11 protein-coding genes and 1 pseudogene are annotated in these 13,065 nt (G+C 62.0%); all 12 read left to right on the forward strand.

The features are described from left to right. Window positions 1-530 precede the first annotated feature (530 nt). Complete coding sequence (locus Q1A71_RS21265; protein WP_299681496.1) at window positions 531-1,727, forward strand: winged helix-turn-helix domain-containing protein; 1,197 nt, start codon at window positions 531-533, stop codon at window positions 1,725-1,727. A gap of 113 nt (window positions 1,728-1,840) precedes the next feature. Then, complete coding sequence (locus Q1A71_RS21270) at window positions 1,841-2,497, forward strand: peroxiredoxin (protein ID WP_299681501.1); 657 nt, start codon at window positions 1,841-1,843, stop codon at window positions 2,495-2,497. Window positions 2,498-2,514: 17 nt separating this feature from the next. Then, window positions 2,515-3,417, forward strand: coding sequence for a sulfurtransferase (locus Q1A71_RS21275; protein WP_299681504.1), 903 nt, complete (start codon window positions 2,515-2,517; stop codon window positions 3,415-3,417). 326 nt (window positions 3,418-3,743) lie between these two features. After that, entirely contained in the window at window positions 3,744-4,439 is a 696-nt protein-coding gene (locus tag Q1A71_RS21280; protein WP_299681509.1) for a methyltransferase domain-containing protein, read from the forward strand. 96 nt (window positions 4,440-4,535) lie between these two features. After that, entirely contained in the window at window positions 4,536-5,033 is a 498-nt protein-coding gene (locus tag Q1A71_RS23720) for an alpha/beta fold hydrolase (protein WP_366140326.1), read from the forward strand. A gap of 188 nt (window positions 5,034-5,221) precedes the next feature. Continuing rightward, a pseudogene (locus Q1A71_RS23725) lies at window positions 5,222-5,374 on the forward strand (DUF6429 family protein); the annotation flags it as partial. A 489-nt stretch (window positions 5,375-5,863) separates the two neighbouring features. Next, window positions 5,864-6,583, forward strand: a complete 720-nt coding sequence (gene nanR, locus Q1A71_RS21290; RefSeq protein ID WP_299681516.1) for a transcriptional regulator NanR — start codon at window positions 5,864-5,866, stop codon at window positions 6,581-6,583. Between the two features lie 117 nt (window positions 6,584-6,700). After that, complete coding sequence (locus Q1A71_RS21295; RefSeq protein WP_299681519.1) at window positions 6,701-8,542, forward strand: hypothetical protein; 1,842 nt, start codon at window positions 6,701-6,703, stop codon at window positions 8,540-8,542. Continuing rightward, window positions 8,539-9,588, forward strand: coding sequence for a Gfo/Idh/MocA family oxidoreductase (locus tag Q1A71_RS21300; RefSeq protein WP_299681524.1), 1,050 nt, complete (start codon window positions 8,539-8,541; stop codon window positions 9,586-9,588). The genes Q1A71_RS21295 and Q1A71_RS21300 overlap by 4 nt, the downstream gene beginning before the upstream one ends. After that, window positions 9,585-10,835, forward strand: a complete 1,251-nt coding sequence (locus Q1A71_RS21305) for a ribulose-bisphosphate carboxylase large subunit family protein (protein ID WP_299681527.1) — start codon at window positions 9,585-9,587, stop codon at window positions 10,833-10,835. Before Q1A71_RS21300 ends, Q1A71_RS21305 begins: the two co-directional genes overlap by 4 nt. Further along, window positions 10,832-12,193, forward strand: coding sequence for a four-carbon acid sugar kinase family protein (locus Q1A71_RS21310; RefSeq protein ID WP_299681531.1), 1,362 nt, complete (start codon window positions 10,832-10,834; stop codon window positions 12,191-12,193). The genes Q1A71_RS21305 and Q1A71_RS21310 overlap by 4 nt, the downstream gene beginning before the upstream one ends. An 11-nt stretch (window positions 12,194-12,204) precedes the next feature. Beyond that, window positions 12,205-13,056: a phosphogluconate dehydrogenase C-terminal domain-containing protein gene (locus Q1A71_RS21315; RefSeq protein WP_299681536.1), complete on the forward strand. Its 852-nt coding sequence runs from the start codon at window positions 12,205-12,207 to the stop codon at window positions 13,054-13,056. Window positions 13,057-13,065: the final 9 nt, after the last annotated feature.

Below are 13,065 nucleotides of genomic sequence, written 5' to 3' on the forward strand. Positions count from 1 at the left end.
CTTTAACGAGATGCTCGATTGCTGCAGTCGCATCAGCATAGCCGCCATTCGCTGCATCTGCGCGATTTTAAACCTGTGTGAGGTCTCAAGAGCGGGACAAAACCGACCTAGGGTTCTCGACCTTCGCTGGCGCAGCATCGCTTTGCAAATACGGCGGGCTTCTCGCTGCGTTACAGCCCATGTCGCAGAAACGGTCATTGCTTGCTGGTTTAGAAAGGCTGGCACAAACCGCGCTGTCGTTGCATGGCGTTTGGACACGAAAGACGCGGATTTCCAAACTTTTGCTGCCGCCGCTTTCGTTGATGTCAAAACTGCTGGTTTCCAATTCAATCCTCTGCTCCGACCAGCTTCGATAATGTAGACTTTGAAGCTGTATAGGCAGTACAGAGAGCATTGAGGTGCCTCGGGCTGCTGCGCCACACCGGTATCGTGCCCTCACAACTGTGTGTATTTAACCGCAACGGCCTATTCATATGATGTTTGATCGGCATAGAACTGTTGCACAAATTCTCGGGCGCAGGTGGTGTGGTATGGTTTTGGTATTTGACGGATGGCGGATTGACCTGCCTTCGCGGCGAGCGGAACGCGGCCGCCGGAGTGTGGTTCTCTCGCCCCGGGCCATCAGGCTGGTGCAGGTTTTTGCCGAAGCGCCGGGCGAGACCTTCAGCCGTGACACACTTCTGAATCGGGTCTGGCCCGAAGTCACGGTCAGTGATGAAAGCCTCACGCAGGTGGTTTCGGAGCTCCGGCGCAAGCTCGACAACAGGCAGTTGATCACAACGATTCCGCGGGGCGGCTACCGGTTGGCCGCGCCGCTGCTGCGCGAGGCCGGTGCGTCCGGCACGACGACACGTGCCGAAGGATCGGTTCCGTCGATCGACGCATATGCGCTCTGCCTCGAGGCGCGAAGCTGTCTCGGCCGCGCCTACGAAGGCGCATTGCGAGATTTCACCGCCCTGGCCTCACAGGCTGTGGCGCTCGCGCCAGACGATGGCGAAACCCGGGCGCTTTACGCCATGGCGCTGCTCAAGCGTCACATCTACTGGTCCGAGGGCACCGGTCTGATCGACAGCGCCTTGATCGAGGCGGAGGCGGCGATCCGGCGCGCGCCTGACCATGCTGAAGGCTATTTGGCGACCGGTGCCGCGCAGATCGCAGTGGGGCGGAAGGCCGCAGGACAGCGCGAGATCGCCACGGCATTATCGCTGGCGCGGGGCGACGCACAGTTGCATTTGGAAGCGGCGATCCACGTCATGGCCGCGGGCAACCGTCGCAGTGCGGCAGCTCTGGCGGTGCGGGCCGCCGATCTCGACTCCGCCGGCTTCACGGGCGATCTCCTGGCCGCACGCTACCTGGAGCGTCAGGACCCCGCCCTCGCCCGCATCCACGCAGAGCGGGCGCTGCGCAAGATCCGCGCAGAGCTGGAGGTTGACCCTACGGCCCTGCGCGCCCTTTACGGTCTCGGCCCGCTGCTGGCCCAGCTTGGCGACGCGCAGGGCGCTGGCGCCGTGCTGGACAGCCTGCCGCATCAAAACAGCCCGCTGGAGTATTACCGCGCCCTCGGCTTTGCGCGGCTCGGCGATGTCTCTTCGGCGCTGGAGCGGATCGACTTCCTGCTGTCGCGCGGCTGGCGCGGCTTTTTCAGCATCGACGCCGACGAAGGCTTCCGCCCGGTCCGGCAGAGCGCGCGCTTCCGGCGCCTGCAGCGCGGACTGATGTCCGCCTGAACGGATTCAGAACTTCTTCACAAGACATTCAGGATCGCCCGGATGACACGGTGTAGATCACTCCTATGCCGGGGTTCCCGGCACGTACGGAAACCTTAACGATAGGATTTGACATGCCATTGGCGATCAACAGCACCGCGCCCAATTTCACCGCGCATACCACGGAAGGCATGATCTGGTTTCACAATTGGATCGGCGATGCCTGGTGCGTTCTCTTTTCTCATCCCAAGGATTTTACCCCCGTCTGCACGACCGAAGCAGGCGTCATGGCGCGCATGAAGCCCGAGTTCGACCGCCGCGGTGTCAAGATCATCGGGCTGTCGCTCGACAAGGTCGAAGACCACAGCCGCTGGTCCGATGACATCCGAACGGCCACGGGACATGCGCCCAATTACCCACTGATCGGTGATGTCGATCTGAAGGTGGCAAAGCTTTATGACATGCTGCCTGTGGAGGCAGACGAAACGGTGGCGCGCACGGCGATGGACAACGCGACCGCGCGCACGCTTTTTGTGATCGGACCGGATAAGCAGATCAAGCTGACGCTGTCCTATCCGATGACAACGGGGCGAGATTTCAACGAGATCCTGCGCGCCATCGACAGCCTGCAGCTGACCGCCCGCCGGCAACTGGCGACACCGGCCAACTGGCAGCAGGGCGACAAGGTGGCGATCGCCTCGTCGGTCTCCGATGCCGAAGCGCGCGCCCGCTTTCCGGGCGGCTGGGAGGCCCCGCTCCCCTATCTGCGCCTCGTCGAGATGCCGGCTTGAACGAAGGGATTGATCAGATGACCACCACTCTCTCACGCCGTTCCATCCTGATGCTCGCGCTGGGTGTCTCGGCGACCTGCATCCCCGGTGTCAGCCTTGCCATGGCGGACGGATACCCGAATCCGCGATTCCTGAAAGAACCACAAAGCTTGCTGTCGGACATGGCGATGAAGGCCATGGGGGCAGTTGTGTATCGCAGTACCGTGATCGACCTGCGTCCCAAGAAAGATTTCGACGCCGGACATATCCCCGGTGCGCGGCATCTGCCTGCCGACGCTGTCGCCGCCGAATTCGGTGCGGTGGCGGGTGCCTTGCGGCCGGTGCCGGAGATCGAGAAGATGCTGGGCGCGCTCGGCATCGCCCAGGACCAGCGGGTCGTTTTCTACGACGAACGGGGCGGGTTCCATGCCGCGCGGATGTTCTGGTTGCTGGAGCATTTCGGCCACCGCAAAGTCTCGGTTCTGAACGGCGGATGGACAGGTTGGCTGAACGCCGGGGGTACCGTCACGCGCGATCAGGGCGGGGGTAAACCCGCTCGCTTCGAGGCCACGCTAACGCCGCGCCGCCACGCCAACGCGCAGGATGTGCTCGCCCACAGGGATCAGCCCGGCGCGGTTCTGATCGACGTGCGTCCGCCCAGGCTCTTCGCCGAAGGACACATTCCCTGGGCGATCAACGTGCCGTGGTCGCAGAACCTCGACGAGGATGGCCGCTTTCTGCCAGCAGACGCGTTGGCTGCGCATTTCGAAGGGTATGGCATTAGCCAGAACAGTGACGTCATCATGCATTGCCAGAACGGGCTTGCTTCGTCGCACAGCTATCTCGCGTTGCGCTTGCTCGATGTACCGCGTCTGCGCGTTTATCACCGCTCTTGGGCGGAATGGGGATCTGCAGGCGATCTACCGGTGGCAACGGGCTGAAGCAAAAACACGGTTGCGCGGGCGGGGGATTGCTGCCCTGTGCGCGCGATCGCCGCACCTCGCATCGGCATCTACGACCGGTCGTTGGCGGAATGGGGGTCGACGGACGATCACCCTGTGGCGACCGGTTCGGAAGGCTGACACCTAATGCCCCGCCTGACACCGGCGGGGCCTCCATCCCACAAGGATCTTCTTCATGACACTACTCGGCAATCCCAGGCGTTCAAGGGTCGCCGCAACCTACGACTCCGCCGCTGACCACTTCGACCTGGCCCCCGCTCAGTTTCTGGGAACGACACGGGCGCCGGGCCGTTCTCCATGCTAGTTTGCGACCGGGCGAGAGCGTTCTGGATGTCGTCTGCGGGACCGGCGCATCGGCTCTGCCCGCTGCCTCGATCGTTGGTCCGACCGGCTCGGTGATCGGGATCGACATTGCGGAGGCAATGCTCACGCGCGCCGGCATGAAAGCTCAAGCTCAAAGGTTGTCGAACATGCGCTTCGAGCGGATGGATATGACGTCGCTGAGTTTCCCGTCAGAGACCTTTGACGCTGTCATCTCGGTCTTCTCGGTCTTTTTCGTCGAGGAAGTCGAGGCGCAAATCACGGAGCTCTGGCGCGTTCTGCGACCCGGTGGCCGACTGGTGCTGACATTCTGGGGCAAGGACGCTTTCCAGCCTGGCGCCGCGATCTTTACGGAGGAACTCAGCACTCTGCGTCCGGACATCCCCGAGCCACTGGGCGCCTGGGAACGCCTCACGAGCAGGAACGCGATCGAAGATCTGATCGCTTCCGCCACAGATGTCGTGCCGGAAGTTCACTCTGCACCGGACCGACAGGCTCTTGCGAAACCTCGGGACTGGTGGACCATCGCGATGGGATCCGGTTATCGCTGGGAGATCGACCAACTGACGTCGGACGAACGCCAGCGCTTGGAGCAGCGCTGCTCAGCCAGGATCCGGGCCGAAGTCACCAAGGCGATCTCGGTGCCCGCGTTCCATGCCGTCGCCGGGAAACCGATCTGACGCAGCGCGTTACGCCTTAGGCGCGAAGACACCGGTACACCCGGCGATCACGGAAAGGCAGTTGAGATGAATGAATTGACGCAAAACATCGCGCACATGCGCGCTTCAAACGCGGCCAGGAGGCTCTCGCCGGTCGTGGCGCTGCATTGCTCTGGCGCGGACGGATCGCAATGGTCCAGCCTGGGTTTGGTTTTAGAGGGCAAGGCCACCCTAATCGCGCCCTACTTTCTGGGAACGAGAATCCGTGGGCATTTCGACGCATCGAAAGCCCTTCGCCTCAAGCACGAAGCCGCGCATGTCATTGAGCTGATCGAAGAAGTCGCCGAACCGGTTCATGTCGTCGGAATTTCCTGTGGCGGCGCGGTCGCGCTGCATGTCGCCTCTACGGTTCCGCAACTCGTGCGGTCGCTTAGCCTACCCTCGAAATCTTTGCCGCGTCGTGCCCCAATGACTGGTTTTCCCACCGCTGCGCAGCGCCATGAACCAAGCAGATGCAGCGATTTTCGCGCTGCGAGCACACGCAGCGAAAATCGAAGACTTCCGCGGTGGGCTCGCTACTGCCGTTGGTACCGACGCAGCATCAGCACTGACTAAACATGTGGGTCCTTCGAGGACGACCCAAAGCAGTCCCTGATCTCTCAGGCCATATACTGCATTGAAGCTTGACGAGACCCAAGTAGCTGCCGTTCCCTATGAATATGGAGATCAATGAGGACAGTGTTGACGACGCGGTGCTGGCGCTGCTCTGACTAACGCTCCACGACCGGCGACGCGCTTGGAAGGGCCATGACTGGAACGTGCTCGGTCGGCTGCACGAAAAGGGATTCATTCTGGATCCGCTCGGCAAAGCAAAGTCAGTGGTGCTTACAAACGACGGCTTACGCCGATCCGAAGAGCTGTTCAAAGCTTTTTTTACCAATGCGCCAAAGCCGTGACTTAAAGAATTACTGTTCCTGATAAAGCGGCCCCAAAAGCCACCGTCCGACGACTGACTCCGATGCCGCAGCCGCAGCCCGCATTGCTGACATTCGCCGCAGTAGCGAAATCTGATGGATGGTGAAGTTACAGATCGCGAGACAAACCGGTCGTCGGTATTCCTAAATCGAATGACAGCTGTATGCGCTTCGCGTTGGCAGCGAGAACCAGCAAGGACGCTCAGCGGACCTTCGCAGCAAGTGCGATACTCTCAGGTGTTTTGCGGAACACCCCCACTCAATGAAAGTGGTCAGATGTCACGATCAAGCCTCCCGCTTTCAGCAACAATCAACGACCAGTGGTATCATCTGAACCACCGACTGAAAGGCTGCAAATTAGCTTAGTTGGCCAAAGCCATGTTTCACTGTCGAAATGCGTAAGGATCTTGCGTGGTCCCACAGCTTGAACAGTAGGCTTGAGTAGCCCCTGTCGGCCTGCGATAATGACGCATGCCGACAGTCACCGCTCCAATCCCGCGACGAAAGCTCGCCGACGAAATCGAGGCGCGCATTTTGGCGCATATTCAGGATCATCGACTGAAACCGGGAGATACCCTGCCATCCGAGCGCGAATTGATGTCGCGTTTCATGGTCGGTCGGCCCGCCATTCGCGAAGCGATGCAGAACCTCCAGCGTAAAGGTTTGGCAGAGATCAAGCATGGCGAGCGACCGCGCGTTGCCGAACCGTCGTTCGAAGCGATGGCGGAGCAGATGTCCGAGACCATGCGGCACATGCTGTCGCACAACGCCGCGTCCATGGAGCATCTCAAAGAGGCGCGCGCCACCTTTGAGACTGAGATGGCACGTATCGCCGCCCGCCGCGCAACGCAGGAAGATGTCCGGGTCCTGCGCGCCATCGTCGCGCGGCAGGCGGGCTTGCGCACCGAACCTGGCGACTTTCTGAAATGTGACGGCGAACTGCATGCAGCGATCGCGCGGATCAGCGGGAACCCAATTTTCGCCTCGCTGAGTGCCGCGCTTTTCGACTGGCTGGCGAATTTCCATGTGGTTCTCGTTCGCAAACCGGGGTTCGAGCAACTTACGCTGGATGAGCATACCGCGATCATAGACGCCATCGCGGCAGGCGATCCGGAACTTGCCGGGCAGCAGATGGCCGATCACCTGTACCGCGCCAACAAGCTATACCACCAGGACAACCTTACCGACTGATCCGGGTGACGACGATCCGGTCACATCGGACTTGACTCACCTCAACTGGTATACTCAGTATGCCTCTAAGCGATCAATCGCCATCCGCTACGCGCGCGGCACAGCCAGGAGATGGAGTTGGACTCGGTAGAATTGCACCGACATGCGTCACCGGTCGAATGGAACGCGCGACACATCTCCGTCGGCGATATCGAAGCTCTGCTGGTCGATGGCGCGATGCGCCAATTGCGATACCGGAGGGTCGAGGTTGTTCGCGGTTTCGATTGTCCGATCCGCGATCGGAACTGGGCCACCGAGACGCCTGCCGTTGTCGAAGAGACGTTTTACGAAGCAAGCGACGGCGTCATTTATACGCGTCGGTTCACCGCTTTCAATGGCGCGCTGTTGGCCAACCTTGCGATCAACGTGCAGCCAGAGAGGGTGGTGGCCACCCTCGCCCTTGACGCACATCGCCGGGTCGAAACCAACCGCGCGGGTTTCACGCTTCTTCACCCAATCCAAGGCGTCGCGGGAACAGACCTGACCATTCAGCACTCGAATGGAACGGAGGAGCAGAGCAGGTTTCCGGAAACGATCTCGCCCGGTCAACCGGCGTGCGACATCGTTGGGCTCAAGCATGTGATTGACGGTGTTTCGGTCAGCGTCCGGTTCTCGGGCGAGGTCTTCGAGATGGAGGATCAACGGAACTGGACCGACGCATCCTACAAGACATACTGCCGCCCGCTGGGTCTAGGATTCCCTTATGTCATCGAGGCGGGTGAGACGGTCGAGCAATCGATTGAGATCACGCTTTCGGAAGTTGGCGCGCGCAGGCCGGCCAGCGTTGCCTCAAGCCACGCGGTCGCCATCTTGCCCGAAATTGCCATTGCGGTTGAACCGAACTGGTATTCCGATACCGCGCTTAAGGCACTGGCCGATCTGCCGGACGCCCGCCGTCTCCTGCGGCTCGACGCGACCAGTGAGAACGCACTTGCCGGACTGGCAGAGCTAACCGGTCCGGTCGAACTGGAACTGCTGATCGACGACACGAGGGACGGTGCCGGCAGTCTTCAGGCGCTGGCGAAAACGCTGAGGGATCACGGTATCGAGGTGCAAAGCGTCACCGCTCTGCCGCAGGCTTATCTGCACAGCTACCAACCGACGGCGGAGTGGCCCGACGGGCACAGCATAGCCGATGCCGCCAACTGGGCCAGATCGGCCTTTCCCAACGCGCAGATCGGCATTGGCATGTTGACGAACTTTACCGAGTTCAATCGTCATCCGCCGCCCGCCGGGATCGGGGATTTCACAACCTATTCGACCACCGCCATCGTGCATGCGGGGGATGATCTTTCGGTATTCGAGACACTGGAGGCGCTGCGCCATGTGCACAAAAGCGCGCGTGTGATCTCACGTGAACGGCCCCTCCGCCTCGGGCTGGCCACCATCGGCATGCGCTCGAACCCCTACGGCGCGGCGGTCGCAGACAATCCCGACATGGCACGGATCGCCATGGCGAAAGAGGACCCTCGCCAACAGACGGTTTTCGGCGCGGCCTTTGCCGTCGGGGCCTATGCTGCGGCAGCCGGAAGCGGCTGTGCACGGATTGCACTGGCCGGTGCGGGCGGTCCTTTTGCAACGGGGCGAATTCAAAACGGATCGTTCCGGGCATGGCCCGTTCACCATGTCCTCCGGGCCCTTGCGGGGCTGTCCGGTCAGACAGGCACCGTTATGCCGAACCTGCCAGGCGGCGTGATCGGGGTCAGCGGCGAAAAGGCGGGCAAGGTCAGCGCGGTGATCGCGAATTGCAGTGTCGCTCCAACAAGGATCACCTCGCCCGGACAGCGCGGCGCACTCATGGATGGCAAAACAGACGTGGCGGACCCCGACTGGCTCGACCACGCCGAGTGGCGAGCGCTTGACCATGTGCTGCTGCCCCCGGCCGCCGTGGTTTTTGTGAATGAAGGAGGCGCGCAGTGACGGATAAGATCAAACAGGGCGCGCTGGTGGGTTGCGGGTTCTTCGCACGCAACCACATGCATGGCTGGCAAGACGTGCCCGGCGCACAGATCGTCGCCGTGTGCGACCTGGACCAGAGCAAGGCCGAAGCTTTCTCGCGCGATTTCGGAGGCCGAAGGGTGTTCACCGATGTGCAGCGGATGCTGTCCGAGATGGATCTCGATTTTGTCGATGTCGCCACCACGCCGCCATCGCACCGCCCCCTTGTCGAGTGTGTCGCCGGATCGGGCGTCGCCGTCATTTGCCAAAAGCCCATTGCAGACACATACGCGGACGCAAAAGCCATGGTCGCGGCAGCCGAAACGGCCGAAGTCCCCTTCTTCATTCACGAGAATTTCCGTTGGCAAAAAGGCATCATGGCAGCCAAGGCCCTGATCGACCAAGGGCAGATCGGCACGCTGAGGTTCGCGCGGTTCAGCTTCCGCCACGGTTACGACAATTACGTGAACCAGCCGTATCTGGCCGAGATCCAGCGGTTCGCGCTGATGGATGTCGGCATTCATCTTTATGATGTCGCCCGGCATGTCATGGGCGAAGTCCAGCACGTGTCCTGCGAAACGCAGCGGCGAAACCCCATCGTGGCGGGGGAGGACGCCTTCACCTCGCTTCTGCGCCACACCAATGGCGGCGTCTCGATGGTCGATTGTTCGTTCCACTCAACGATCCGGCCCGAGCCGTTTCCCGAGTCTCTCCTCTGGATCGAAGGCGATACTGGGACGGTTGAACTCAGGACCGACTTCACGCTGACCCTGCATACCGAAGATGGAGCCGAGACACAGGACGTCGAAGCGGATGTGCCGCGCTGGGGCGGGCGCCCCTGGCACGTGGTTCAGGACAGCGTGATCAACTTTCAGGCCCATGTGGTGGACGTCTTGAACGGCAAGACCCACCCCCAACCCTCCGGTGCCGACAATCTCAAGACACTGGCTCTCGCCCTGGCCTCATATGACGCGATGCAATCGGCCTCGGTCATCGACATGAAGGCTTGGGAAGCGCGGCAGTCATGAGCGACCGGATCGAAGCCGACTATCTCATCGAAACCGCCTTCGACCCGCGTGTCGCAGCTGAGGTCATGGCAGGCGAGCAGTCATCCGGCACCTTCGTGAAGGTCCCCGGCGAAACGCCTGAACTGAAAGCCCGGTCCGCCGCGACGGTCGACAAAATCGATGTGGTTGAGACCACCGACAGCCCCAGCTTGCCCGGGGCGCGCCACCCCGATGGCGCGTCGATCCAGCGGGCGCATGTCACCTTGTCCTGGCCGCTTCACAACCTTGGGCCGTCGCTTCCCAATCTGATGGCGACCGTGGCCGGCAATCTCTTCGAACTCGCGCAGTTTTCAGGGTTGAGACTGCTGGACATCCGGCTGCCGTCGGCGTTCGCCGAGCGTTACGACGGGCCGCAATTCGGCGTTGAGGGGACGCGCCGCCTGACCGGGGTGGCAGATGGCCCGGTGATTGGCACCATCGTCAAACCAAGCGTCGGCTTTGATGCCGATCAGACAGCCGCACTTGTCAAAACCCTCGCCGAGGCTGGCATCGATTTCATCAAGGATGACGAGTTGCAGGCCGACGGCCCGGCCTGCCCTTTCGAAGACCGCGCCCGCGCCGTCATGGCCGTGGTGAATGCCCACGCGGATCGGACGGGCAAGAAGGTCATGGTCGCGTTCAACTTGACCGGCGAGATCGACGAGATGAAACGCCGGCACGATCTGGTACGCGACCTTGGCGGCACCTGTATAATGGCCAGTCTCAACTCGGTCGGGTTGACCGGGATGATCGAACTCGGTCGATTTTCCGAACTGCCAATCCACGCGCATCGCAACGGCTGGGGTTATCTCTCGCGCGAACCGCATCTGGGCTGGTCCTATATTGCCTGGCAGAAAATCTGGCGTCTTGCCGGTGCGGACCACATGCATGTCAACGGTTTGCAGAACAAATTCTGCGAGCCTGACGACAGCGTCGTGGCGTCGGCAAGGACATGCCTCACGCCGCTCTTCGAGACCAAGCCTTGTATCGCGATGCCGGTATTCTCGTCCGGTCAGTCAGCCATTCAACCGCCCGAGACGTATCGTCGCCTCGGGTCTGCCGATCTGATCTATGCGGCAGGCGGCGGGATCATGGGGCACCCGGATGGTCCGGCAGCAGGCATCGAGAGCTTGCGTGAAAGCTGGAACGCCGCCATCGCCGGAGAGCCGCTCGAGCACCGCGCAAATGCCGTTCCCAGCCTCGCCAAAGCGCTGGAGGCCTATGGATGACGCGGGCGCTTCCCTCCGGCCTGCTGGTCGCCTGGTATGGCGACGATTACACCGGCGCCGCGGCGGTCATGGAGGTTCTGACGTTTTCCGGCCTTCCCTCGGTGCTCTTTCTCGACATACCCACCCCTGAACAGATGGCGCGGTTTTCGGGGTATCGGGGGATCGGGATTGCCGGTTCGGCCCGGTCGCGTGCACCGACCTGGATGCACCAACACCTGCCGCCTGTTTTCGACTTCCTCGCTGCACTGGAGGCCCCGGTCACGCACTACAAGGTGTGTTCGACCTTCGATTCATCGCCAACGATCGGCTCGATCGGCCGCGCGATCGATATCGCGCTTTGCCATGTTCCGGCAGCGTGGGCCGCCTTGCTTGTCGCCGCACCTGCCATTGGCCGGTATCAGGCCTTTGGCACTCTTTTCGCAACGGCGGGCAACACCGTCCATCGCCTCGACCGGCATCCGGTCATGTCGCAGCACCCGGTCACGCCGATGGAAGAAGCCGACGTGACCCGCCACATCGCGCAGCAAACCGATCTGGGCATCGGATTGGTTCCGCTCTCCGCCCTGCAGTCCGACGACACAGCCGCCGCCACTCTGGAACGAGAGCGCGAAAAGGGCGCGCGCCTGATAGCCCTCGACACGGTCGACCCATCTACCCTGAGCCAGGCGGGTCGCCTCATCTGGGAGCATGGCGGGACGCCGACGCTCGCCATCGGATCGCAAGGAGTGGAATACGCGCTCGTTCGGCATTGGCAGGACACCGGTTTGGTGGCCGCCGACCCGCCCGAGCCCCGAGTCGGGCCGGTCGGGCAGATGGCGGTTGTCGCAGGTTCCGCGTCAGCCACGACCGACGCACAAATCGACTGGGCCGAGGCCAACGGCTTCAGCGGGCACCGCATTGACCCTGCAATGGCCCTTGAGACCGGGGATGCGCTGCAAAACTGGATTGCGTCCCAGGTCGACGCTGCGCTGAAAGCGGGCCCGAGCCCGATCGTCTACTCAGCGCGTGGTCCCGACGATCCGGGCATCGCTGCCTTTCGCAACACCGCTGCCACAGCAGGTCTGGCGATGGACGAGGCCAATGCCCGGCTTGGTGCGGCACTTGGCGGGATTTTGTCGGGGCTGATCGAACATGGCGGACATCGCCGTGCAGCCATCGCCGGTGGTGACACGTCCAGCCACGCGGTGAACAGCCTCGGCGTTCACGCGCTGACAGCCATCGCGGCAACAGTACCGGGTGCGGCGCTCTGCCAGGGGCACCGGGATGACAATGCACCGCTCGAAATCGCCCTAAAGGGCGGCCAGATGGGCACGCCGGATTTCTTCGGGCGCATCCGGGCAGGCGGTGGTCAGGCATAAGGGAGAAGAAGATGACCAAGATCGCATTAATGGGCGCGGGCGGGAAAATGGGTGTTCGCCTGTCCACAAATTTGAAAGGGTCGCGGTTCGATGTGGACCATGTCGAAGTATCCGAGGCCGGTCTCGCGCGCCTCAAGGCCGAGGTCGGGGTCGACGCCGTTGAGCAAGGTCAGGCCATCTCGGGGGCAGATGTGATTGTCATGGCGACGCCCGACCGTTTGATCGGCGAGATTTCCCATCAGATCATCGACCAGGTACGGCCCGGCGCCGCGATGGTCGTGCTCGACGCCGCAGCACCGCATGCGGGCGAAATGCCGAAACGGGACGACGTGACCTACTTCGTTACCCATCCCTGCCATCCGCCGATCTTCAACGATGAGATCGACATGGACGCGCGGCGGGACTTCTTTGGTGGCGTCAAGGCCAAGCAGCACATCGTTTGCGCGCTGATGCAAGGCCCCGACGAGGACTATGCCAAGTGCGAAGAGGTCGCCAAGACGATCTATGCGCCAGTCATGCGGTCGCACCGTTGCACCGTCGAACAGATCGCCATTCTTGAGCCCGCGCTTTCGGAAACGGTTGGCGCCACACTCGCCCTCGCCTTGCGCGAGGCGACGGATGAAGCCGTCAAACGCGGCGTGCCCGAGCAGGCGGCGCATGATTTCATGCTGGGTCACCTCAATATCGAGCTGGCCATCGCCTTCGGGGTATTTCCCGGTGGCCAGTTCTCGGACGGTGCCTTGCACGCCATCGATCAGGCGCGTCCGAAGATTTTCAAGGACGACTGGCTGGAGGCTGTCTTCGATCCAAAGGCGGTTCTGCAGTCGGTCAAGGACATCTGTCATCCCGATAAATCGACGTGAAACCTGACC

The organism is uncultured Roseobacter sp. (assembly GCF_947493125.1).
Taxonomy (GTDB): Bacteria; Pseudomonadota; Alphaproteobacteria; order Rhodobacterales; family Rhodobacteraceae; genus Roseobacter.